At 39.6% G+C, this 24,851-nt stretch carries 25 protein-coding genes and 2 tRNA genes; all 27 read right to left on the reverse strand.

The genetic code is table 11. The annotated features are described in order from the left end of the window. Positions 1-315: 315 nt before the first annotated feature. On the reverse strand, positions 316-1,800 hold the full coding sequence (lysS, locus tag CS060_RS10500) for a lysine--tRNA ligase (RefSeq protein WP_035050371.1): 1,485 nt from the start codon (positions 1,798-1,800) through the stop codon (positions 316-318). Between the two features lie 68 nt (positions 1,801-1,868). After that, the gene (gene dusB, locus CS060_RS10505; RefSeq protein WP_035050370.1) at positions 1,869-2,870 is read right to left on the reverse strand and encodes a tRNA dihydrouridine synthase DusB; all 1,002 of its coding nucleotides are present in this window, start codon (positions 2,868-2,870) and stop codon (positions 1,869-1,871) included. Next, positions 2,870-3,406 (reverse strand): 2-amino-4-hydroxy-6-hydroxymethyldihydropteridine diphosphokinase, encoded by a 537-nt coding sequence (folK, locus tag CS060_RS10510; RefSeq protein WP_035050365.1) that lies wholly within the window; start codon positions 3,404-3,406, stop codon positions 2,870-2,872. The genes dusB and folK overlap by 1 nt, the downstream gene beginning before the upstream one ends. A 4-nt stretch (positions 3,407-3,410) precedes the next feature. Further along, entirely contained in the window at positions 3,411-3,773 is a 363-nt protein-coding gene (folB, locus tag CS060_RS10515; RefSeq protein ID WP_035050364.1) for a dihydroneopterin aldolase, read from the reverse strand. Further along, positions 3,763-4,596 carry a dihydropteroate synthase gene (folP, locus tag CS060_RS10520; protein ID WP_099668941.1) on the reverse strand — a complete coding sequence of 278 codons (834 nt, stop codon included), beginning with the start codon at positions 4,594-4,596 and terminating at the stop codon, positions 3,763-3,765. The genes folB and folP overlap by 11 nt, the downstream gene beginning before the upstream one ends. Further along, positions 4,596-5,465, reverse strand: coding sequence for an aminodeoxychorismate lyase (gene pabC / locus CS060_RS10525; RefSeq protein ID WP_035050361.1), 870 nt, complete (start codon positions 5,463-5,465; stop codon positions 4,596-4,598). The genes folP and pabC overlap by 1 nt, the downstream gene beginning before the upstream one ends. 11 nt (positions 5,466-5,476) lie before the next feature. Beyond that, positions 5,477-6,046, reverse strand: coding sequence for an aminodeoxychorismate/anthranilate synthase component II (gene pabA, locus CS060_RS10530; RefSeq protein WP_035050360.1), 570 nt, complete (start codon positions 6,044-6,046; stop codon positions 5,477-5,479). A gap of 5 nt (positions 6,047-6,051) precedes the next feature. Further along, a complete protein-coding gene (gene trpE / locus CS060_RS10535; protein WP_035050375.1) occupies positions 6,052-7,452 on the reverse strand; it encodes an anthranilate synthase component I in 1,401 nt (466 codons plus the stop codon). Positions 7,453-7,572: 120 nt separating this feature from the next. Next, a complete protein-coding gene (gene cysK / locus CS060_RS10540) occupies positions 7,573-8,499 on the reverse strand; it encodes a cysteine synthase A (protein ID WP_035050358.1) in 927 nt (308 codons plus the stop codon). A 77-nt stretch (positions 8,500-8,576) separates the two neighbouring features. Beyond that, positions 8,577-9,464 carry an Hsp33 family molecular chaperone HslO gene (hslO, locus tag CS060_RS10545; RefSeq protein WP_035050372.1) on the reverse strand — a complete coding sequence of 296 codons (888 nt, stop codon included), beginning with the start codon at positions 9,462-9,464 and terminating at the stop codon, positions 8,577-8,579. 5 nt (positions 9,465-9,469) lie between these two features. After that, the gene (locus CS060_RS10550; protein WP_035050356.1) at positions 9,470-10,243 is read right to left on the reverse strand and encodes a type III pantothenate kinase; all 774 of its coding nucleotides are present in this window, start codon (positions 10,241-10,243) and stop codon (positions 9,470-9,472) included. Between the two features lie 100 nt (positions 10,244-10,343). Beyond that, positions 10,344-12,227, reverse strand: a complete 1,884-nt coding sequence (ftsH, locus tag CS060_RS10555; RefSeq protein ID WP_035048274.1) for an ATP-dependent zinc metalloprotease FtsH — start codon at positions 12,225-12,227, stop codon at positions 10,344-10,346. An 86-nt stretch (positions 12,228-12,313) separates the two neighbouring features. Further along, entirely contained in the window at positions 12,314-12,859 is a 546-nt protein-coding gene (hpt, locus tag CS060_RS10560; protein WP_009360757.1) for a hypoxanthine phosphoribosyltransferase, read from the reverse strand. 21 nt (positions 12,860-12,880) lie between these two features. Beyond that, positions 12,881-14,263 (reverse strand): tRNA lysidine(34) synthetase TilS, encoded by a 1,383-nt coding sequence (gene tilS, locus CS060_RS10565; RefSeq protein ID WP_035048270.1) that lies wholly within the window; start codon positions 14,261-14,263, stop codon positions 12,881-12,883. 78 nt (positions 14,264-14,341) lie between these two features. Then, the gene (prkT, locus tag CS060_RS10570; RefSeq protein WP_035048281.1) at positions 14,342-15,289 is read right to left on the reverse strand and encodes a serine/threonine protein kinase PrkT; all 948 of its coding nucleotides are present in this window, start codon (positions 15,287-15,289) and stop codon (positions 14,342-14,344) included. Continuing rightward, a complete protein-coding gene (locus CS060_RS10575) occupies positions 15,258-16,106 on the reverse strand; it encodes a vWA domain-containing protein (RefSeq protein ID WP_255350576.1) in 849 nt (282 codons plus the stop codon). Before CS060_RS10575 ends, prkT begins: the two co-directional genes overlap by 32 nt. Further along, positions 16,070-18,535 carry a stage II sporulation protein E gene (spoIIE, locus tag CS060_RS10580; RefSeq protein ID WP_035048277.1) on the reverse strand — a complete coding sequence of 822 codons (2,466 nt, stop codon included), beginning with the start codon at positions 18,533-18,535 and terminating at the stop codon, positions 16,070-16,072. Before spoIIE ends, CS060_RS10575 begins: the two co-directional genes overlap by 37 nt. 175 nt (positions 18,536-18,710) lie before the next feature. After that, a tRNA-Glu gene (locus CS060_RS10585) sits at positions 18,711-18,782 on the reverse strand. A gap of 12 nt (positions 18,783-18,794) precedes the next feature. Next, positions 18,795-18,871, reverse strand: a tRNA-Met gene (locus CS060_RS10590). A gap of 134 nt (positions 18,872-19,005) precedes the next feature. Beyond that, positions 19,006-19,398 (reverse strand): S1 domain-containing RNA-binding protein, encoded by a 393-nt coding sequence (locus tag CS060_RS10595; protein WP_006323664.1) that lies wholly within the window; start codon positions 19,396-19,398, stop codon positions 19,006-19,008. Between the two features lie 90 nt (positions 19,399-19,488). Continuing rightward, complete coding sequence (locus CS060_RS10600) at positions 19,489-19,860, reverse strand: FtsB family cell division protein (RefSeq protein ID WP_035048264.1); 372 nt, start codon at positions 19,858-19,860, stop codon at positions 19,489-19,491. Positions 19,861-19,883: 23 nt separating this feature from the next. Beyond that, positions 19,884-20,480 (reverse strand): spore cortex biosynthesis protein YabQ, encoded by a 597-nt coding sequence (yabQ, locus tag CS060_RS10605; protein WP_257211133.1) that lies wholly within the window; start codon positions 20,478-20,480, stop codon positions 19,884-19,886. An 8-nt stretch (positions 20,481-20,488) separates the two neighbouring features. Continuing rightward, complete coding sequence (yabP, locus tag CS060_RS10610; protein WP_035048261.1) at positions 20,489-20,782, reverse strand: sporulation protein YabP; 294 nt, start codon at positions 20,780-20,782, stop codon at positions 20,489-20,491. Positions 20,783-20,848: 66 nt separating this feature from the next. Continuing rightward, complete coding sequence (locus tag CS060_RS10615) at positions 20,849-21,106, reverse strand: RNA-binding S4 domain-containing protein (RefSeq protein WP_035048257.1); 258 nt, start codon at positions 21,104-21,106, stop codon at positions 20,849-20,851. 1 nt (position 21,107) lies between these two features. Further along, positions 21,108-22,559 (reverse strand): bifunctional methyltransferase/pyrophosphohydrolase YabN, encoded by a 1,452-nt coding sequence (gene yabN / locus CS060_RS10620; protein ID WP_099668943.1) that lies wholly within the window; start codon positions 22,557-22,559, stop codon positions 21,108-21,110. A 2-nt stretch (positions 22,560-22,561) separates the two neighbouring features. Then, positions 22,562-24,118, reverse strand: coding sequence for a putative polysaccharide biosynthesis protein (locus CS060_RS10625; RefSeq protein ID WP_099668944.1), 1,557 nt, complete (start codon positions 24,116-24,118; stop codon positions 22,562-22,564). 62 nt (positions 24,119-24,180) lie between these two features. Further along, entirely contained in the window at positions 24,181-24,717 is a 537-nt protein-coding gene (gene spoVT, locus CS060_RS10630) for a stage V sporulation protein T (RefSeq protein ID WP_035050671.1), read from the reverse strand. Between the last annotated feature and the right edge of the window lie 134 nt (positions 24,718-24,851).

The following is a 24,851-nucleotide window of genomic DNA, read 5'->3' on the forward strand; positions in this document are numbered from 1 at the left end:
TATTAGGCACGCCGCCAGCGTTCGTCCTGAGCCAGGATCAAACTCTCCATAGAAAAGTTATCCTTAGCTTCTTTACGCTTTTCGCTTCGTTCAGTTTTCAAGGAACATCTTGTCGCCTTTGAAGCGACTTTTTTAATATAACATTTACTTTTTTTCTTGTCAACAACTTTTTTTATTTTTTATTTTCACATGTTACCTTTAATACGGACGTTTAGTAATATATCACATTTCATCATCTTTAAGCAAGATGTTTTTTTTATTTTTTTAAGAAAAACTGAGTAAGGAAAAACACCTCACTCAGTTTTTCTTTTAAAATTATTTATGACGCATTTGAGGGAACAACAACACATCCCGGATTGATGGTGAGTTCGTTAACAACATAACAAGACGATCAATGCCAATTCCCAATCCGCCTGTTGGAGGCATTCCATATTCTAATGCTTCAATAAAATCTTCGTCCATCTCATGCGCCTCGTCATTTCCTTGCTCTTTTTCTTTCAATTGCGCCTCAAATCGTTCCCGTTGATCGATTGGGTCATTTAGTTCTGTGAACGCATTTGCATGTTCACGCGCAACGATAAATAGTTCAAATCGATCTGTGAAGCGTGGATCTTCTGGATTTTTCTTCGCTAAAGGCGAAATTTCAACCGGATGACCATAAATAAATGTTGGTTGAATAAGATGTTCTTCTACTTTTTGTTCAAAAAACTCGTTTACGATATGACCAAATGTCATATGTGGGGCTACTTCCACCCCGTGTTCTTTCGCTAATTGACGCGCTTCCTCATCACTCATATGCTTCCAAAAATCAACGCCCGCATATTCTTTAATTGCATCAACCATATGAAGTCGTTTCCATGACGGTGTTAAATCTACTTCATACTCTCCATATTGAATTTTTGTCGTTCCAAGCACTTCTTGAGCAATATGCGCAATCATATCCTCTGTTAATTTCATAATATCTGTATAATCAGCATATGCCTCGTAAAGCTCAAGCATTGTAAACTCTGGATTATGACGTGTTGAAATACCCTCATTTCTGAACACACGACCGATTTCATATACTTTCTCTAGCCCACCAACGATTAAACGTTTTAGGTGTAACTCAATCGCAATACGCATATACAACGTCATATCTAAAGCGTTATGATGGGTAATAAATGGACGCGCGGCGGCTCCCCCAGCAATCGAATGCATCATCGGAGTCTCTACTTCTAAATATCCTTTTTGATCTAAATAGCGACGCATTGATTGAATGATTAAACTGCGTGTAATAAATGTTTTTTTACTTTCTGGATTCATAATTAAATCGAGGTAACGTTGGCGATAACGTTGCTCGATATCTTTAAGCCCATGATATTTTTCTGGGAGTGGCCGCAACGATTTTGTTAGCATTTCATATGAATGCGCCTTAATAGATAATTCTCCTACTTTTGTTTTGAATACTGTTCCTTGTACACCGACAATATCCCCTAAATCTGATGTGTCAAAAATTTCATACTGCTCTTCACCAACGTCGTCTTTACGTACATAAATTTGAATTTGTCCCGTTAAATCTTGAATATGTGCAAATCCCGCTTTCCCTTTTCCTCGCTTTGTCATAATGCGACCAGCGATAGAAACATGAATTTGCTTTTCTTCAAGCTCTTCTTTTGATAGATGACCATATAACGTAAACAATTCTTCTGCTTGATGTGTGCGCTCAAATCGTTTTCCAAACGGATCGATCCCTTTTTCGCGTAACTTGTGTAACTTTTCACGACGAACTAATAGCTGATCATTTAATTCTTCATGCGACATAAAAATTCACTCCAATAACCGTTTATTTTTCAAGAAATACTGCCAGCATAAACTGCTGACAGTATGTTTTATGATTCTATTGCAACATGATGTTCTTTTGATTCAACTTCTTCAACAAAATTCATAAGCAACGTTACAAGTTCATCACGTGTCTGACATTCATTTATCGCATTGCGAACTTTGGCATTTCCACGAATGCCTTTTAAATACCATGCCGCGTGTTTACGCATCTCTTTTACAGCGATATATTCATTTTTTAAAGCAATTAAACGATCCAAATGCAAAATACACACTTCGATTTTTTCACGCACAGACGGTTCTGGGATGAGCTCGCCTGTTTCTAGATAACGAACGGTACGATAGATCATCCATGGATTACCGAGGGCAGCACGCCCAATCATCACGCCATCGACACCTGTTTGTTCTAACATTCGTTTTGCATCTTGAGGGGTCTGTACATCACCGTTACCGATAACAGGAATACGAACCGCTTCTTTTACTTGTTTAATGACGTTCCAGTCTGCTTTTCCTTCATACATTTGTACGCGCGTTCGTCCATGAACAGCAACTGCTTGTCCGCCTGCCCGTTCTACTGCCTGAGCATTTTCAACAGCATAAATATGATTTTCATCCCAACCGATTCGCATTTTTACCGTCACTGGCTTCTCTACCGCATCGACGACTGCTGCTACCATATCGTAAATTTTATTTGGATCTAATAGCCATTTTGCCCCTGCATCACATTTTGTAATTTTCGGTACGGGGCACCCCATATTAATATCGATGATGTCGGCGTTTGTATGTTGATCTACATATTTAGCTGCTTGTACAAGCGTTTCTTTTTCTCCACCAAAAATTTGTAAGCTTAATGGCTTTTCACGTTCATCAATATAAAGCATGCCCATCGTTTTTGGATTATTAAATAAAATGGCTTTGTCGCTTACCATCTCGGCACAGACAAGTCCAGCACCGAACTCTTTTACAGTTAGACGAAAAGCCGAATTACATACTCCCGCCATCGGTGCAAGCACAACAGGGTTATTGATTTGTACATTCCCGATTTTAAACATTAAACTCCCTCCTTTCTTGAAAGCATAAACAGTTCCGCCACCGCTTCCCGACTCTTCCATATACGAACTCCTTGATCCGATAACTGTTCAACATACGAACGTAAAGGACGTTGAACAGATGGAATAATTAAAGATTCATCTATTTCAAACAACGGGATGAGTACAAACGCCCGTTCAAGCATACGCGGATGTGGAATAATAAGTTGCTCTGTTTCAATATTTTCATGATTATATAGCAAAATGTCAAGGTCTAACGTCCGCGGTCCCCAATGAACTTCTCGCTTGCGGCCAAACTGTTGTTCAATGTCCATCGTAGCGGCCAACAAAGCAAATGGAGATAACGATGTAGCCACCTTTACAACCATATTTAAAAAACAAGCTTGCTTGACATATCCGACCGGATCTGTTTCATAAATTGAGGATGTCGCTAAAACGGAAATGCATGTATGGTCATTTAACGCCATAACCCCTTTGAGCAAATAATCAAAACGATCCTCTATATTTGAACCTAATGAAATATAAGAAATATATTCCATTTTATTAACGTCCTCTCGTAATTTCAACCGCCACATATGCATAGTGACCTTTAATCGGCGGATTCGGCTTTGTTACTTTGACAGTGCACGATGACACCGTTGCATACGCGGATAAAACTTGCTCAGCAATGCGTTCCGCCACTGCCTCAATTAATTTAAACGGCTTTCCTTCTACAATATTTTGACATATGTCGTATATATGTGCATAGTTCACTGTTTCATTTAAATCGTCAGTTATACCGGCTTGTTTTAAATTTGTTTCAATAATGACATCAACATAAAAACGTTGACCGAGTTTATTTTCCTCTGGAAATACTCCATGATACCCATAAAACTCCATCTGCTGAACGTAAATTTTATCGCGCATACACTCCCCCCTTTCCAAGCATCGCATCCATCATTTTAGCCATTCTGGCCATTGGTAAAACATCGTGCACACGAACGATGTGAGCCCCCTTTGCAATACCGAGGCAAACCGTCGCTCCCGTTCCCTCTAATCGATCATGTACCGGCAAATCAAGTACATGCCCGATAAATGATTTTCGCGATGTCCCTAACAAAATGGGATAACGAAGAACCGCAAGTTCATCTAGCCGACGCATTACTTCCAAATTATGTTCCACTGTTTTAGCAAACCCGATACCTGGATCAATAATAATTTGCTCATCTTTCACACCTGCTCGTTTGACTATATGGATACTTTCTTTTAAATCGTTAATCATATTCGAAATGAGATCTTTATAATGGCGATCGTGGCGATTATGCATTAATACAATAGGTACACCATAGTCAGCAGCTACTTGAGCCATGTTGGAATCTGCCTTGGCTCCCCAAACGTCATTAATCATTGTCGCTCCAGCTTCGATGGCTTGTTTAGCTACTTCCGCCTTATACGTATCAATCGAAATTGGCACATCCACTGCCTTAGCAACTGCCTCTACAATTGGAATGACGCGACGCAACTCCTCTTCAAGGGATACTTTTTCAGCTCCAGGACGAGTCGACTCCCCCCCAATATCAATGATATGCGCTCCTTCGGCTACAAGTTGCTTTGCACGTTCAACCGCCTGCTCTACATGATTATACTTTCCCCCATCCGAAAAAGAGTCGGGGGTTGCATTTAAAATACCCATAATGACCGTTTGCTTTCGCAAATCCAACTTATGCTTTCCGCAATATATAACATGCATCAATTAACGTACCCATCCTTTCTTTCATACCTTGTCCATAAATGTGTGGTAAAAGAGGCATATGCGCGTTGGAGACGGCTCGTCATTTCCCCGCATTTCCCGGGATATACATCGTCATCTAACCGACAAACCGACACGATTTCTTGAATGGAGTTTGTTAAAAATATTTCATCTGCTTCTTTCAGTTGTTGTAGCGAGTAAAATCCCTCTTTCACACGAACACCCCACGAGCGCAACAAATCGATCACAAACAATCGCGTTATACCGTTTAAAATACCTGTTTCCACTGAAGGAGTATACACGATACCGTCTTTTAACCAAAAAATGTTGGACACAATTCCTTCTGCTATAAACCCTTCTTTTGTAAGGAAAATACCTTCTACATTTGGGTAATGCCCAACTTCTTGTTTACCTAAAATATTGTTTAAATAATGATGGGACTTTAAACGAATCGGGCCTTCCGGTGTATTTCGTCTCACTTGTAATATTTTACATACTTTTTCTTCTGAAAACGTTGGGATCGGCTTCATATACATAATAATTGTCGGATTTGTATACGGTTCTACTTGCAGTCCAACGTCTCCGATTCCAGCAGATATATTTAAGCGTACATACGCATCGCGATAACCGTTCGCCTTTAACAACTGGAAAAGAATTTGCAACACATCATTTCGAGTGATAGAACATGAAATATTTAGCATATTAAGCCCGCTTTGAAGACGCGTTAAATGGTCGTCAAGTAAAAACGGATGTCCATCGTATACACGAAACGTTTCAAACACTCCAAGTCCATACATAAACCCGTGATCAAATGGGGAGATGAGGGCATCTTCCTTCTTTACGACTTGTCCATTCACATAAACAAACATACGACATCACTTTATCTATATAATGTAATAAAATTTTTAAGTATTTCTAAACCATGCTCAGTCATAATCGACTCAGGATGAAATTGAACCCCTTCAATCGGCAATGTTTTATGGCGAATAGCCATAATCTCCCCTTCTTCTGTCCATGCAGAAATTTCAAAGCAATCTGGCAACGTCTCTTTTTTTACAATTAACGAGTGATAACGCGTAGCAGTAAACGGATTAGGAATATGAGTAAAGATCGTTTGTCCGTCATGAAAAATTAATGATGTTTTGCCGTGCATTAAACGTTCGGCGCGCACAACTTCCCCACCAAACACTTGTGCAATCGACTGATGACCAAGACAAACACCAAAAATCGGTATTTTCCCTGCGAAATATTCAATAGCTTCCATGCTAATACCCGCTTCGTTCGGACTGCACGGGCCGGGTGAAATCATTAAAAAATGCGGTTGAAGTTGTTCAATTTGAGCAATCGTTACTTCATCGTTTCGTTTAACGATTAATTCTTCCCCTAATTGCCCTAAATATTGAACGAGGTTATACGTAAACGAATCATAGTTATCAATCATTAAAATCATTTTGCTCACCTCATGCTTAATTGTACATACTCTTCTTCGCTCAACTCTTTTGCTTTCCATAAAGCAAATGCTTTTTTTAAACATTCTTTATATTCATGTTCTGGTTGAGAATCAATAACGATTCCTGCCCCCGCCTGTACATAGGCAAGACCATCTTTCGCAATCATCGTTCGAATCGCAATGTTTAACTCCATATCGCCGTTAAATCCGATCCAGCCAATGGAACCTGTGTAAACACCACGTCGAACTGGCTCTAGTTCTTCAATAATTTCCATTGTTCGTACTTTTGGTGCCCCTGTAATCGTTCCACCTGGAAACACAGCTGATATCACATCGAATGCGTCTTTACCTTCTTCAATTCGTCCAGAAACGTGAGAGACGAGATGCATGACATGGGAATATTTTTCAATGACCATAAACTCGTCCACATGTACCGTTCCGTATGCACATACACGTCCAAGATCGTTCCGCTCTAGGTCAACAAGCATTAAATGTTCCGCTCGCTCTTTTTCGTTTGCTAATAATGACTGAGCGATTTGTTCATCTTCTTGAATCGTTTTACCACGTGAACGCGTTCCTGCAATCGGACGCGTACTTACATACTCACCTTTCTTTTTCACAAGTAGCTCGGGTGAACCGCTTACGATTTGAAATTCTGGGAAATGCATATAAGCCATATACGGCGATGGATTTAATGTGCGTAATTTTTCATAAATCGCAAACGGGTGTGTAAGTAATCGTTTCGATTGTCGTACAGACAAGTTCACTTGAAAGACATCACCTTGGGCAATATACGCACGCACTTTTTCGACAGCTTCCATAAACTGCTCTTCGTCCATTGAAACTGTTTCTTCTTTTTCGTAGTTCGGAATAAACGGACGGGAAACGTCCGAAAAGTCCGTTGTCCATAGTTGCTCATATCGCGCAAGACGTTCACGTGCTTGTTGTTCTTCTCCTTCTACATAATGAGTAATAAAATAAAGGGAAGATTCATGATGATCATATACGAACACGTCATCAAATATTAAAAAATACAAATCCGGCATATTTAAATCGTCACATGCGATGGATGGAAGATTTTCAATATAACGAGCGCAATCGTAACTGATGTAGCCAATGGCCCCCCCTTGAAAATCGGGTCCTTCTTCTAACTTGTCTGTTTTCCATTGATTGAACCATTTTTTTAACGATTGCAATATATTCCCTTCAAATGTCTCGGTACGATGCTTTTGCCATACCGTCAGTTTGTCGTCTTTACCGATAACTACTGCAAACGGTTGTAAACCGACTATGCTATATCGGCCATCTCGCCCGCTTTCAAGCAAAGCATGATGCAACTGTTGTCGCGACAATGCTTTATATTGCGAAAACCAATCTTGTTGTGTGTATGCGATCTTTTTAATCATTGTTCGTCGCTTTTGCTTGTTCAAAGATGTCCCCCCTCTTCATCAATCCATACGCTTATTGTACAACGAACATATAGAAACAATCACGAAAAAAAATTCGGCAAGAACGCCCTTGCCGAATTATTCTTCAAACTGATATAGTGGTGTGCTCAAATAACGTTCACCGTTACTTGGAATAATTGCTAACACTTTCTTTCCTTTTCCTAATTTTTTCGCCACTTGCAACGCGACATGAATCGCTGCACCAGATGAAATACCTCCTAAAATACCTTCTTGGCGAGCAGCTAGACGTGCGGCAGCAAATGCTTCTTCTGTCTTTACAGTGACGACTTCATCATAAATGGATGTATTTAAAATATCAGGAACAAAGCCAGCTCCAATTCCTTGGATTTTATGTGGCCCCGGCTTTCCACCAGAAAGTACAGGAGAGTCGGCTGGTTCAACGGCATAAATTTTAATGTTTGGATATGCTTGACGCAACACTTCCCCAGCTCCTGTAATGGTTCCACCCGTTCCAATCCCAGCTACAAATGCATCTAGTTGATCACCCATTTGCTCAACGATTTCTTTTCCTGTTGTTAAACGATGCACTTCAGGGTTTGCTTCGTTTTTAAATTGTTGGGGCATAAAATAGCCATGCTCTTGTGCGAGCTGTTCTGCTTTTTGAATCGCTCCACGCATTCCTTCGCTTCCTGGCGTTAAAACAAGCTCTGCCCCATAAGCACGAAGTAAATTGCGACGCTCTAAACTCATCGTATCAGGCATAACGAAAATGGCTTTATATCCTTTTGCAGCAGCAACCATTGCCAAACCAATTCCCGTATTTCCGCTTGTCGGTTCAATGATCGTGTCACCAGGCTGAATTTTTCCTGCTTTCTCGGCTGCTTCAATCATTGCCAATGCAATGCGGTCTTTCACGCTGCTTCCTGGGTTCATAAACTCCAGCTTTAAATACACGTCTGCACTATTTTCATCAATGATGCGATTTAACTTTACTACCGGTGTTTGACCAATTAACTCTGTAATAGATTGTACTACACGTGCCATTTCATCCACCTCTAATCCCGAGTATTTTTATAGAATTTGTAACCAATTTATCAGTTATTTTCGAAATTGTCAATCATTTATTTTTGTTTTGCCAACTTTTTTAATTCTTCAAGATCTTCAGCTGAGAATGTATATGTTTCATTACAGAAATGACAAGACGCCTCGGCTTTTCCTTCTTCATCAATCATTTGTTGAATTTCTTCTGCCCCTAAACTAACAATGGCATCTGCTACTCGCTCACGTGAACAACGACAAGCGAATGACACAGGCATCGTTTCAAGAATTTTTACATTTTGTTCCCCACCGAGCAATGCATATAAAATTTGTTCCGGTGTTAAGCCACTTTCAATCATTTTTGAGATCGGTGGAATGGTAGCTAAATTTTTTTCAATGTCGGCAATTGTTTTTTCTTCTGTGCCCGGCATAAGTTGCAAAATAAAACCACCAGCCGCCAATATCGTATGATCCGGATTGACTAGCACACCAACCCCAACTGATGATGGCGTCTGTTCAGAAGAAACGAAATAGTATGTAAAATCTTCACCAAGCTCCCCAGATACGAGCGGAACTTGTCCTGTGAAATAGTCACGCAATCCTAAGTCTTTTACAACAGTTAACGTTCCATTTGTCCCAACTGCTCGAGCGACATCGAGCTTCCCATTCGCATTCAATTCAAAATGAACATGTGGATTGGATACGTAACCGCGAACATGTCCTTTGGCGTTACTATCAACGAGAATGTGCCCAATAGGTCCGCCACCTTCAATTTTAATTGTAATTTGGCTATCTCCTTTTAACATCGCTCCCATCATCACACCCGCTGTCATCGCACGACCTAATGCTGCAGACGCTGTTGGCCACGTTTGATGTCTTCGCTGCGCTTCCTGTACCGTTTCTGTTGTGCGCACCGCATATGCACGCACTTGACCATCATACGCTAGCGCTTTTACTAAATAATCTGCCATCGTTGTCACTCACCTTTCTTGTTTCGCTCATATAACAATTGTAATCCTTTTAGCGTTAAAAACGGATCAACAATATCAATCACATTCGATTCATGGGCAATTAAAGATGCTAACCCACCTGTTGCAATGACCTTTGGAGGAACGGCACTTTTTTCTTTCATTCGTGACACAATTCCTTCCACTTGTCCAACATATCCATATAAAATTCCTGCTTGCATCGCACTCACTGTATTTTTTCCAATAATGTCATCTGGACGGACTATTTCAATACGCGGAAGTTTAGCGGCTCGAGAGTAAAGCGCTTCCGTAGAAATCGTAATCCCTGGCGCAATAGCCCCTCCCATATATTGCTTATGTTCGTTAATATAGCAGTACGTTGTCGCAGTACCGAAATCGACAATAATGAGCGGTGCGCCATACAAATGAATGCCTGCTACCGCATTAACGATTCGGTCCGCCCCGACTTCTTTTGGGTTGTCGTACTTAATGTTCAACCCCGTTTTAATGCCAGGACCTACAATGAGCGGTTTAATATGAAAATATTTTTTACACATGCGCTCTAATGCAAACATAATCGGTGGAACAACAGAAGAAATAATAATGCCGTCAATATCAGAAAAACGCAATCCGACATCTTGCAATAACATTTTCACGATCATTCCGTATTCATCTTCTGTTTTGCTTCGACTCGTTTCAATGCGCCAATGAAACTTGAGCTCATCGCCATCATACACACCTAATACCGTATTCGTGTTTCCAACGTCTAATACAAAAATCATCACTCATCCCCACTTTTTCACAATTTGTTCCTTTTTTCATCATATCATAATCGCTTAACCCGACGGTAAAAAAAGATGCCTCTTATAAAAAGAGACACCTTTATTCTTCTTTTTTCGTTTGAATATTTACTTTTACTTCTTCTTGTTTATTATCATTTCGATTTGGTAACGTACCATGTTCGAACAAATGCTTAATTTGCTCTGCATCAAGTGTTTCCACTTCAAGTAGCGTATTGGCAATTAACTCTAATTTGTCGCGATTTTCCGTTAGTAAGCGTTTCGCTTTTTCGTAACATTCTTTAATAATGCGTTGCATCTCAAGGTCAATTTCATATGCGATTTGGTCGCTATAATTTTGCTCATTATGCAAATCACGACCTAAGAACACTTGACCATGAGACTGACCAAACTGCATTGGTCCGAGCTTATCGCTCATTCCAAACTCCGTAACCATGCGACGAGCAATACTTGTTGCGCGCTGGAAGTCATTATGCGCTCCTGTACTTACTTCGCCAAATACGATTTCCTCGGCCACACGTCCGCCAAGAAGCCCTGTAATTTTATCAAGCAACTCTGGTTTCGTCATAAAATAACGATCTTCTTTCGGTAACATGACCGCATATCCACCAGCCTGACCACGTGGCACAATCGTTACTTTGTGAACCATTTCCGCATCGGCAAGCACCATACCAATGACAGTATGACCTGCTTCGTGATAAGCGACAATTTTTCGCTCTTTTTCAGAAATAACGCGACTTTTCTTAGCAGGACCAGCAATGACACGATCCGTTGCTTCATCAATATCGCTCATATCAATCTTTTTCTTGTTGCGCCGAGCAGCAACAAGCGCAGCCTCATTTAATAAGTTTTCTAAATCTGCACCTGAAAAACCAGGTGTACGCATCGCAATCGCTTTTAAGTCAACAGATTCATCAAGTGGCTTGTTGCGTGCATGCACGCGAAGAACAGCTTCACGACCTTTCACATCTGGGCGGTCAACCGTAATTTGTCTGTCAAAACGACCTGGACGTAAAAGGGCTGGGTCTAAAATGTCAGGACGGTTTGTCGCAGCGATAATGATAATTCCTTCGTTTCCGCTAAATCCATCCATTTCAACGAGCAATTGGTTTAATGTTTGCTCCCGTTCATCATGGCCTCCACCTAAACCAGCGCCACGTTGACGTCCGACCGCATCAATCTCGTCAATGAAAATGATACAAGGAGCGTTTTTCTTCGCTGTTTCAAATAAATCACGTACGCGTGAAGCACCAACACCGACAAACATTTCAACGAAATCGGAACCGCTAATAGAGAAAAATGGAACACCAGCTTCCCCAGCAACCGCCCTCGCTAGTAACGTTTTTCCTGTTCCAGGTGGTCCGACGAGAAGAACACCTTTTGGAATGCGAGCCCCGAGTTCAACAAACTTACGAGGATCTTTTAAAAACTCAACAATTTCAACAAGTTCTTGCTTTTCTTCATCCGCACCGGCAACGTCTTTAAAGCGAACCCGCTTCTTATCTTCGTTATACAGTTTCGCACGGCTTTTGCCAAAATTCATGACCCGACTGCCGCCGCCTTGTGCTTGGTTTAGTAAAAAGAAAAACAAAATAAAAATGATGATAAACGGAATAATGGACGTAAAAAACGTCACCCATCCGCTCGTTTCATCCGCAGGCAACACTTCCACTTTCGCCTTTTCCGCAGCCTCATCAATTCGTTGAAGAATTTGTGGACTGTTCGCTACGTAAGTTGTGAAAAACTGCCCTTCTGCGTACGTTTTGAGTTGTCCGCGAATTTCATAAACGCCTCGCTCTGGCTTCAATGAGACATACTTTACATCTCCATTTTCTAAATGGGTAATGAACGCATCGTACGTCATCCGCTCCGCCCGTTGATTGCCGCCATTTAAAAAGCTTACAACACCAATGACGACAAGAAAAATAAGTAAGTAAAAGATTGTATTACGGAAAATGCGGTTCATCTCCTACCTCCTCCCACACTTAAAACACGCTATAGTCAATAGTATCATAGAAAAACGTTCCAAAACAAACGATGTGCATGAAAAAATTATTTGCTGTATACTTCTGGTTTTAACACACCGATGTACGGAAGATTTCGGTATTTCTCACAATAGTCTAACCCATAACCGACAACGAATTCATCTGGAACGATAAAACCGACATAATCAGCTTCAATATTTGCTTTTCGACCAGACGGTTTATCAAGCAAAGTCACAATTTTAATCGATTTTGCTTTGCGATAACGGAATAAATCTGCTAAATAGCTTAGCGTTAACCCGCTATCAATAATATCTTCAATAATGAGCACATCGCGACCCTCAACCGATGTGTTTAAATCTTTCAAAATTTTGACTTCTCCTGATGAGACCGTTGCATTTCCATAGCTCGATACATCCATAAAATCAATTTCTAAATATGTATCTATATGCTTAATTAAATCTGCCATAAACGGCATCGCACCCTTTAGTACGCCAACCGCAAGCGGAAAGCGCCCTTCATATTCTTTCGTCAATAATGCTCCTAGTTCTTTTACTTTTTGTTGAATTTGTTCTTCCGTAATTAAAATTTTTTCCATATCTTGATGCATACCCATATTCTTTCCTCCTACCATCATTCATTGCTTTTTATAGTGTAATACAATATAGCGATTTTTTGTAATATTTGTTGCTGTATAAGCGGATTTTTTTACACCAGGAATCCATATAATGTTTCCGTTTGCATCTTCGACGATTGGCCATTGTGCCCGCTTGCTGGCTGGAACTTTTTCATCGATAAAAATACGGGATACTTTTTTTGTATGCTCCATTCCTTTTACTTTCATGCGATCTCCGTGCTTTCTCGTTCGCACCCGAAGCGGCAAAGCTAGGTGATCAACATCAATCACTACATAATCATCGTCTTCAATGAAAGGATAGTGATCAACAAACTGACTGATAAGTTGACATCCATTTGGTAATACGAGCGTATCAGGAACATGGAAAAGAAACTCATATTCATTCGTCTGTTCCTGTTGAAATGTAAATATACACACCTCATATTGACGAATCACTTTTAATCCGTTTGGAAAATGAAGCATACCTGAAGGATGTTGCCGTTTTAAAAATTGTAACGCTTGATTTATATGTATAGAAGACAATTTCGTTGAGACATCCCCATAAAGATAGTTTAATATTAGTTTAATCCCTCGTCTTTGTAAAGGTTTTGGCATGCTCATAAACGAAAGGATATCGATACAGACATATCCTTCTTTTTGATCGGCAACATGTTTCAACTTTTCTTTTGTCAACTGCTCTAAAAACGCTTCATCTTCACTCATCATCTCACTAAACTGTTGAATATGTTCATGGACGCGAATGTTTTCCTGTTTTAAAAAAGGCAAAACGAAATGACGGAAACGGTTGCGTGTGTAATTATCCTTTTCGTTGCTCGGGTCTTGTCGAGGATGTAATCCGTTGTTTTGACAATATTGTTCGATTTGCGGTCGATCAATACATAAAAAAGGACGAATAATGTATCCATTACTGAATGGTCGCTTTACCGGTATGCCTGCATAGCCTTTCGTTGTACTTCCACGTACTAGCCGCATAAGTACTGTTTCTATTTGATCATCACCGTGATGACCTAAAGCAACGTAATGCGCATGATGTTTCGACATCACCTGCTCAAAGAAAGCATAGCGACAGTCACGTGCTGCCTCTTGCACACCCTTTCCAGTTCGCTCCATATATGCTAGAACGTTCAGTTGTGTTGCCTCACATATAATACTATGTTGTTTGCAAAAATGTTTCACAAAATGCATATCTTCTTCTGATTGTTTCCCTCGCAACATATGATCAACATGCGCAACAACAAGCTGAATATCGTAACGTTCTTTTTCGGTCCATAAAAAGTGAAGCAGTGCTAACGAGTCCGGACCGCCTGACACGCCAACAACAACGGTTGTACCACGCTCAAGCAATTGATGCTTTTTAATAAATTCATGCACAACTTCTAGCATACTCTCCCTCTTAGTAGCGTCGTTTTTTACAATCGTACCATATCTTATTGCTTACACTCAAAACGAATGCGAAAAAAATTAAAGAATTTGAACATACAAATAAACAACATACATAAATAAAAGACAAACAAACAAAAACATCGTCTCTAATAAACGAAATTTTTTCTTTCCTTTTGCGCGCACCGTTCTCTCTTCTCGCTTTTCTTTCTGCACAGACGGCTGTTGCATACATTGCAGCAAATCCGTTCTCATTTCGTGAGCACAAGTATACTTCCCATCTAGTGCACGCCATAGTATTTTCTCATATTTTTTCAAATAAGGATGAGAAGAGATCATAAGACGTAGCTGCTCTCGTCCATTTTCTCTTCTTTCAAATCGTTTGGGATAGCACATATTTATCATAATCATCGCTACTGCAAATAAATCGTATGATGGTTCTGCCTTCCTCGTCCCCATTCCCCAATAACCACGATCAAAAAACTCTGTAAATTCTTTAATCGCTCGTCCACGAATTGTCGTACCTCCTACATCAATTAATCGCACTTTTGGGACCGTCCCAGAAACAATTAAATTGTCTGGCTTTAAATCACCAAACACCCATCCTTTTTCATGCAATTCATGCAAATCACCTAGTAGCTGTAGTATAACAACAATTATCCATTCTTTCCCACGCTTCTGAATAAAAGTTAACAAATCATCTCCTTCAATATATTCCATCACATAAAATGAATAAATCTTTTTTTCATATGGATGAAGCCAATCGTCTACGTCTAATAAACAAGGTCCGAGGGCAACTCCCTGGACCTCCGAAAATCGTTTCAATACATTTACTTCTGACATCATGGTCATTGCTTGATTGCTTATTTTCAGCGCCACAAACGCCCGTCCTTCTTTCGCTAAATAAACAACGCCATTCGCCCCTTTACCGATCGGTTTTATAATTTCATAGCGACGTTTATGCCACTTTCCTTCTATGACCGTCCCTGTTCGAATGTTACATAGATTGTTCGATGTATACATCGTCATCACCGTCATGGATAAATAAACTTTTTAATGAACGTCTTTTTTGAAATTGTTGTACCGCTTCGCGAATGGCTGGACCGGTTGGTGTAATACCACCAGATGTTAGTTTTGGAAATACACTTGAAATGGACTCCATTTTCGGTGTCCAATCTAAAATGCGATCCACCTCTCCCTTTTTCCCGGGAAATACAAAAACAGAAAATTCATTATTTCCCAAACGAGCATTTAAACTAATAGATAGATCTAATAACGCTTCTTTTACTGTTTGCAACTTTGTCTTCATACTTCCACTTGTGTCTACTAATATTAAAACTTGTAGGTTAACGGTTTCGCCTAATTCTTCAACAACTTCCATCACTTCCCCTCTTTTTTCTGGCGGGAGCTGCTCGATTGAAGCTTTGGATCCTAAAATTTGTTTCAACTCTTGATTAATAACACCCTGTAACGTCTGTGTCATCGCTTTTCTTGTTACCATCTGCACGGTTTGTGATAATTGTTTAGCATATACAACTTGACTAATTCCCCCGCCTGATTGAGCAATCCCTTCAATTTCACGTAATCCTTGCTCATCAATAATATCTTGGTCAAGAACACCGATTACATTAACTGTAATCCCTTGTTCTTTTGCTAATGCCGCCATAGCAATTGGATCCTCACCTTGATTAGAACAACCGTCTGTAATTAATAAAATTTGACGCAACGTCCCTTTTCGCATACGTTTATCCCCTCCGAAAAAAAGTAGTATACTTCCATCATCGACGCGCAGAGGGGATTTTATACCTTTTATTTCATATATTGATATGCCGGAATGACCGCCCATTTCGGTGTATTATGCTTAATACGTGCAACAACGATTGTCATATCATCTTCAATTTCCCCACCATTAACACGGATCACTTCTTCTAAAAGCAATTCAGATACTTCTTGCGGATCATTTGTCTTTAATTCCTTAATTTTTCGTTTCATCCATACATCATGGTTCTCAATATGAGAAACTCCGTCAAAAATACCATCACTCATCATAATGAGCAAATCTCCCGCTTTTAATTGTTCTTCGATCATTTCAAACTCTACCCCAGTAATAATTCCTATTGGCAAATTGCTCGACTCAATTTTCATGACGTTGCTTCCTCGTTTAATAAAGCTTGGCGATGAACCGACTTTTAAAAATTTTGTTGTTGCATTTTGCAAATCAACAATGGCTAAATCGAGCGTTGAAAAAATTTCTTCTGTCGTCCGCAACGCTAAAATAGAGTTGATCGATTTAATCGCAATTCGTTCTTCAATTCCCGATTGTAAAATTTTTTGTAATAGTTTGAGTGTTTCTTTACTCTCATAATGTGCTCGTTCCCCATTTCCCATTCCATCACTAATAGCTAACGCATATTTTCCACCACCAATTTCCATCATCGCATAGCTGTCACCTGAAATGAATCCCCCACCCTTTGCAACATATGCAACGCCTGTATCAATGACAAACGCTTTCGATGAACTAAACGCAACACGACAATCGCCATTTGGATAGACAGAACAATCCTCTTTTTTTACAATGATCGTCTCACCTAAAATGTCAGATAGCATCGGTGCGATAAGCTTTTCGCATTCTCCCCTTCCATCGCAATACGGAATGACCATCTCAATATCAACACTTCCTTTATCTAAACTATAAATTTCTACATCGTTCACATCGACACCGAACTGTTGAAGAGCGTGCAAAATCTGCTCTTCCTGCACATAATAATTTTCACGCTCCTTTTGAATTTCTTTAGCAAAATCCTCCATTACTTGCGACACACCTAATAACTGTTCAGCCACAAGCCTTCTACTTTCTTTCATTTGTTGCTTTAATTTTTTATTTGCTTTATAAAACGACACATCTTTCTCAATGATCTGAACAACTTTATTTGCTTTCACGCAATGTTTATTCCATTCGCGAAGCAACTTTGCGTTCGTCATTTGATCGTTTTCACTCGTCTCTTGCATAATTTTCTTCATGTAGTCATATGTTTTATCAAAGTGGTTCATCCAACATTGATCTTTCTTAAAACATGTTTGACACGTTTTAGCAGCAACATCACTTAAAAAATAATCAATTTCACGTTCTTCCTCTTCTTCATGTGTTAGCACACCATATGAAGAGAAACTTTTCGATAATGCTTGAAACACATGAGAAAATTGCTCAACTCGCTGAGCGGTGACATCGCGAATTTTTCGCACATATTGTTGCTGCTCATTCGTATGTTCAACCGTTCCTGGCACATATTTGGCCATCTTGCTCGTTAACGAATGTGGAGTCATAAGAAAAAGTAAAACGGCTAATAACGATTCTACGATGTTCGGCACAATGTCCGCTATTCCCTGACTATAAAGAGCAATTAACAATGTTGCAACGACAAGACCAAGAGAAACACCTAACTTCCTCCCTTCTTTCAGGAGGCCACCAAGCAACCCAGCAAACGCAAGTAAGCTCATTTGATACAAATTTGAGACGCTCGCTAAACTTAAAATAAGTCCTGTAACGACACCAACAGTTGAGCCAACAGTCGCACCAGCGACAAAAGCAAACAACAACAATAAATAGCGCGATGCAACATGTTCTAACGAAAGGTCATAAATCGACCAACCAACCATTCCGGTCAACATTGAAGAAATGAGGATGACAAAGGAAATGACTTCTTCTGGTTTTAACGTTTGTTTATACTTTTGATGATCAAACAACGGAACACTTTGCAAAAAAATGAGCGTTAAAATAGAGGCGAGACCCGCTTCAATAAACATCATCATTCCTTCATATAGCGTCCATTCATGATCCCATGCATAAATCATGCCCATTTTCGCAAAAACAGAGGCAAAAAATACGACAACAGGCAATCTTTTCGGTAGAGCATCTATCCAGAAAAACAATCGATAGAAAATAAGAAACATCACGATCGAAGCAACGATAAATAAAGAAGTGTAAAAAGAAATGGTCAACGATCCTGCAAATAAAGCAATAAACACAAATCCTAACTTATCGCGTCGAAGTAAATAAATTGCTGCGAAAAAAGGTAAAGCAAACGGTGTCATCTTTGTTAAAATGAGAGCTCGTCCAAGTAAAAAACCGATAACTAGAAATAAAAAACCTTGTTGAAATAGTAAATGACTTAGACGAACTGTAAACCGTTGAAACCATTGCGACATCGTTGTTCTTGTCCCACTTAAAGGTACTTCCGCCATTTGATTGACTAACTTCCGTTCCAATCTCTCCACGTTCATCCTCTCCCCTTTTCCATATATCCGTCTATTACTTGATATTATACAGACTGAATTATCAAAATTTTGTCAAAAAAAGAAGACGAATAACATAAATTTTTCGACGGAATACCACAAAAAATGGCTTATATAAACAAAAAACACCAATTTCATGACGAAATTGGTGTTTTTATGACCCGTACGGGATTCGAACCCGTGTTACCGCCGTGAAAGGGCGGTGTCTTAACCACTTGACCAACGGGCCGTTTATACAATTTGGTAGCGGCGGAGGGAATCGAACCCCCGACCTTACGGGTATGAACCGTACGCTCTAGCCAGCTGAGCTACGCCGCCACGCAACGACATTTGTAATTCTACTATGTTTCTCCGATAAAGTCAATAGTTTTTTCATAAAATCCAAACGAAAAAGCATCCACTTACGAAATGGATGCTTATATAAACTGCCTCATGTCTTATTCGGCAGCAAGTTAACCACGTCGAGCACCTCGACCTCCTCGTTTCGATTCGGTATGGCGTTTAAGGGATGCTAAACGATCTTCACTTTCTTTTAAGAAACGGCTAATTTTCTGCTCAAAGCTTTCTTTTGAAGCGCGATCGTTTCCTTTATTGCGCGGACGTGAAGCCTGTTCCTTTGCCTTTTTGATCGATAAGCCAATTTTTCCATCCTTCTCAACATTAATGACACGAACTTCGACAACATCGCCTACTTTAAGATGTTCGTTGATGTCTTTTACATAGCTGTCAGCTACTTCACTAATGTGCACTAATCCTGTCGCGCCTTCTGGTAACTCAACAAACGCTCCGAATTTTGTAATGCCCGTTACTTTTCCCTGTAACTTGCTGCCTACTTCAATTGACATAAAAAAAGTGCTCCTCCTTAAAATCTGAAAAATCGTTTCTTTCATTATACATAATGAAAAAAACAAGTGTCAATAAGCCTTCTGCCCATCTTACTCCTCAGGAGTAATAAAAATAATTTCTCCTTCTTTCGACAAAAAATATTGTTTTCGAGCCAATTCGGCAATATATTTATCATCGTTTAATTTTTTGATTTCCTCTTTCAATCTTTTTTCATCTTGTTGCAACGTGCGTAACTTTTCTTCCAACTGTTCTTTCGCTTTTAGTTGCTCATTGATCGCAGAAGATTGTGCCATCATCGTATATAAAAATAGCGAAGAAGCGGCTAACGCCATCGTTGCCACAATGCTAAAACGAATCACCTTCTTTTTACGACGTCGCGCCTTTTTATGTTCTTGTTTTTCTTGTTGAATGACATACGACGTTTGTATTTTTTTCACTTTACTTCTCTGTGGGACGCCCATGTTTTTCACCGCTCCTTCTTTCGTTACCCTTTTTTTCTAAACATATTCGCTATTCTCAAAAAAAACCCTTTTCCAATATGAAAAACGCGACCAACCGTTACTTGAAAACGAAGTGGGGTCTTTCGCCAAATGAAACGTCCGATCCATATGAATGGTTGCAATAAAAATTGTACACATCCATAGATCACTTTATATAAAATTTTACCAACCGACAAAACAACATGACAAGTAGTGATGAATAAAAAAACAAAAAAACGGTAAAGAAGTCGGAGCGGAAATATGATGATGTAATAAAATAAACGCATAAGGAAACGATATAACGTCACAACGATGCGAATGATCTGTTGCAACAAGCGAACATACATATTTTGAAACAACGCTTGGTAAGCAGCGTACCCACATAAAATAGCTAAAAAAATGTACAAGCGAATTTGCCCATTATTCACGAGCAATAACGTGTAAAAGACATATAGCGCTTGTACGATCCAAAAAAGAATATCTGCAATCCATACGATCAGCCGATGACGTTCAGAACGATGGAATATATGTGCGTATGTATCAAAAGATGCACCGATGATGATTCCTGTTCCAATCATCGCAAGCAAAGTCGTAAATTGCACATGCAAACTCATTTAAACAACTTGCTAAAGAATCCTTTAGCTTTCTCCGTATGATGTTCGTCTAAATAAATGATTTCAAAAATTTTACCTTTAATGGAGACAATTCCTTTGTCTACATCTAAGTTTTTCATTTGTAAATTCTGCCCTTTCACAGACAAAAAGCCCATAACCGTTTCCAGTAAAAACTCTTCATTATCGAAACTTTCTACTTGTTTTACACCGGTAATTTCTAACGTGCGCCGACTGCGCATGACAATGTCGTGTTCTTGAACGGGCCCTTTATTTCCAATATTTTGCGTCATCAACGTCTCCCCCTCACAACGGTCGTTTGTACAAGTGTATGAGGGGAGGGAATAGTTTAGAACAAGCTATTCCACTCGCTCTTCTTTTACAATTTCGTATAATGCACTCGCATCTTCTTTTTTCGCATGCTCTTGCAATTCGACCACTTTTACTGTCACATGTTTTTGACCAAATTGAATCATAATTTCATCACCTATTTTTACGGTTGAGCTCGCTTTTGCTTGTTGACCGTTAATAAAAACACGTCCTTGATCAGCGACTTCTTTTGCTAACGTTCTTCTTTTAATGAGCCGTGAAACTTTTAAAAACTTATCGAGTCGCATATTACAACCCCTCCCTTTTCGCTTCTTCCCACATTTCATCTAATTGGTTCAACGAATATTCGTTCCATTCTTTTCCTAAACCTTTCACTTTCTCTTCGATATATTGAAAACGACGGTAAAACTTTTCATTCGCCATTGCTAATGCTTCTTCAGGATTGACTTTATAATATCGACATACATTGATCAACGCAAATAGTAAATCTCCAAATTCTGCTTTTAGTTTTTGTTCATCCATTTGATTAGCTTCTTGCTGTACTTCATTTATTTCTTCTTCCACTTTACGCCACATCGGCTCCACTTCCGACCAATCAAACCCAACTTTTGCGGCTCTTTTTTGATATTCATATGCGCGTAGCGTACCCGGTAACGCTTTGGCGACATCGTCAAGCAATGAATGAGGTGTATGCTCCTTTTCTGCCTGCTTGATTGCTTCCCAGTTACGTACGACCTGTTCTGCATGCTCGACATGAACGTCTCCAAATACATGAGGATGACGGCGAATCATTTTTTCTGTAATGGCACGAATGACATCATCAATCGAAAACATTCCTTCATCTTCTCCAATTTGAGCATGAAGCATAACTTGTAACAATACGTCACCTAATTCTTCAATCATGTTTTCATCGTCTTGCTGATCAATTGCATCAAGAAGCTCATACACTTCTTCAAGCAAATATTTTTTCAGCGACTGGTGTGTCTGTTTTCGGTCCCACGGGCAACCATTAGGCCCACGCAACGTCGAAATCACACGTCGTAAAGTAGTAAAATCATGATATAGCAGCTCATCATTTTCTACTTTTGGTACATAAACACTCGTTAAATTGCTGACGGTTATGACCCGATCTAGCTCATATAGTGGGACTTTTTCCATGCGTTGCCGCTTACTTCCTGCCGCATAAATGATAAAAACGGGATAATCGTGTGGTAATTTTTCCAATAAAGCTAATTTTACATCAGATGCAATAAACGAGTCATATACTTGGCAAAAAATGATATGATTCCGCAACTGAATTTCGTCCAGATGAAACGAAGTAGCGTCAACAAATTGAAACCCTTCAATCGGATCGAGCTCAATGGCAGTAAATAACGCATCAAGAAAACTTTGTCCTCCTTCCACACGAACAGAAATGTGATCTTTTTTTTCAAGCAATAGCTTTACTGTACGCTCAGCAACTAGTGGATGTCCTGGAACAGCGTATACAACATCCCCTTTTTTCACTTCTTCACATAAATATTCAACAATATGTTCGTATACTTGTTCAAACTGATCGTATTTTTTGTATATGTCGTCAAACGATTGAACGTATATTCCTTCCGCCTCTAATTGTGGGACAACAGGATGATCTTTTGTTCGTAAAAAGATGCGATTTGCCTGTTTTAATGTACGGTACACACCGAAAGACAACTGGTCTATGTCTCCTGCCCCAAGACCGACGATTGTAATTGTACCCATGACTATCCAGCCTTTCTTTGTTTTATATTTATTAAATAACGTCCAAACGGAAAAGCTAACAAGTCTTCTTCCGCAAAAACTTCTTTTTTAACAATCATTATAATATAAACAAATACTCCAATAAAAACGCCAATGATCGCTTGAAAAGACGAAAATAAGCGCCCTTGATGGACTGGCAACTCGTTTGTCAATATGATATATCCAGCCAAAACCATTGCCATCATCGCTGCAGCCTTTATCGTTTGAATGATTGTAGAAAACGAAAGCAAAGGACGAGACATTCTCTTTTGTACATAAAAAAAGGCGATCCCACACATGACAGCATATGCAATGAATGTCGCTACAGCTGCTCCTACTGTATGCCATAAAGGAACGAGCACGACATTCAGCCCCCATTTTGCTATCATGCCCATACAAACGGCGAAAAGTGGACGAAATACATCTCCAAGCCCTTGTAAAATAGCAATAAACGTTAATGTTAAAGAAGTAAAAAGAATGGAAATCGCTAAAATCGTCAGCTCCATTGCACCAACATGATCTTTAAACAACATCACATTCGCTTGTTTTAATATACAAATTAAACCAACTACTGCTCCCATTCCGATGACAAACGCCACACGAACAGCCGTATATATTGTATTACGTTCCATTTGTTCCCCTGATAACATCGGCACAAGCGCTAACGAAAAAGAAGTAGCTGCTACCGTCCCAAGCTGAATGAACGGTTGACCACGATCATAAACTCCCTTTGCCGTTTTAGCTAGTTCATGCAATCCCGCTTGTTGCAATAAAGGGAGAAGGGTAAATGAGTCAACAAGCTGCATTAAAACGAGAACCATGTTAGCTAAACAAATTGTTACACCATGAACAGCTAAAAATAAAAGCACTTTTCTTTTTTCTTTCATCGGAAGCCATAGCCGAGTATGAACATGCATCCGTTTTCGCAACATATATGCAGCGAGTACAGCGAGAGCAGCAAAACTTCCCATAAGTGAACCTGCCATCGCCCCAGCGCCTGCTTCATAAACGGTAAATCCGCGATGAAGCAAAAGAGAAGAAAAAAATAAAATGGCACACACCCGTACAAATTGTTCTACTACTTGTGAAACAGCTGTCGGAACCATCTCCCCTATCCCTTGAAAATAGCCACGAAAAACGGAAGTAAATGGGAGAAGTAAAAAGACAAACGAAATGGCGCGAATGAGCGAAACTAATTGGTGATCCCCCATGGTCTTTGCTAGCGATGAAGCCCCGAAATAAAGAATAGAAAACATGATGATGCTCATACATGATAAAAAATAAAAAGAAAGCCGAACGACAGCAAACTTATATGTTGATTGTTTATTTTCAGCAATAAGCTTTGAGATCGCAACTGGGTAACCATACGTTGACAAAGCAAGAAAAACACCATAAAAAGGATAAACTTGTTGGTAAATATAAAATCCGATGTCACCAGCAATATTTTGATACGGAATTCGGTAAAAAGCACTTAATGTTTTTGTAAATAAGGCGGCGACCGTCAACACGAATGCACCGCGCAACCAATCTTTTTTTTCCATATACTTCACCTTTTCCGATTACGTATAATTATACATCAAAAAAAGGTAGCGAGATGCTACCTTTATTGTTCCATTTGCCGAGCAAGGAAACTCGCTGCAGTTTCTGCTGCTTTATGCTCTACTTCACCGAGCGTTTTATCTTTCGAGAAAATAATGACTGCTCCGATTGGATCTCCTCCAGCGATAATTGGCGCAATCACGTATGATTGCATATGTTCTTCATGACCTTGCGCAAATGATACGCTTTTTTCTTCTGTATGCAAAATAGACTGACGGTCTTCCATCACTTTTTCAACAAGCTCACTTACGCTCTTATTTAAATACTCCTTTTTCGATCCGCCTGCTACGGCAATAAATACATCGCGATCACAAATGAGCACAGGTTGTCCTAAACTGTCAAAAAGAGCCTCAGCGTACTCTTTTGCAAAATCACCTAGCTCACTAATCGGCGAATACTTTTTCAAAATGACCTCGCCATCGCGGTCAACAAATATTTCAAGCGGGTCTCCTTCACGGATGCGAAGTGTTCTGCGAATTTCTTTCGGGATTACAACTCGTCCTAAATCATCGATTCGTCGAACAATACCTGTTGCTTTCATCTATCGATGCCTCGCTTTCATCTAGTGATTAAAAATGGCACTGGTGAAGCAGTTGAATAATTCACCATTGTTGTGATTAGTATCCGTCACAAGCGAAGTTATATACACAATGAAGGGGGATTTTTTTTAAAAGT

Origin of the sequence: Anoxybacillus flavithermus (assembly GCF_002742685.1) — a bacterium.
In the GTDB taxonomy this organism is placed as follows: Bacteria; Bacillota; Bacilli; order Bacillales; family Anoxybacillaceae; genus Anoxybacillus; species Anoxybacillus flavithermus_E.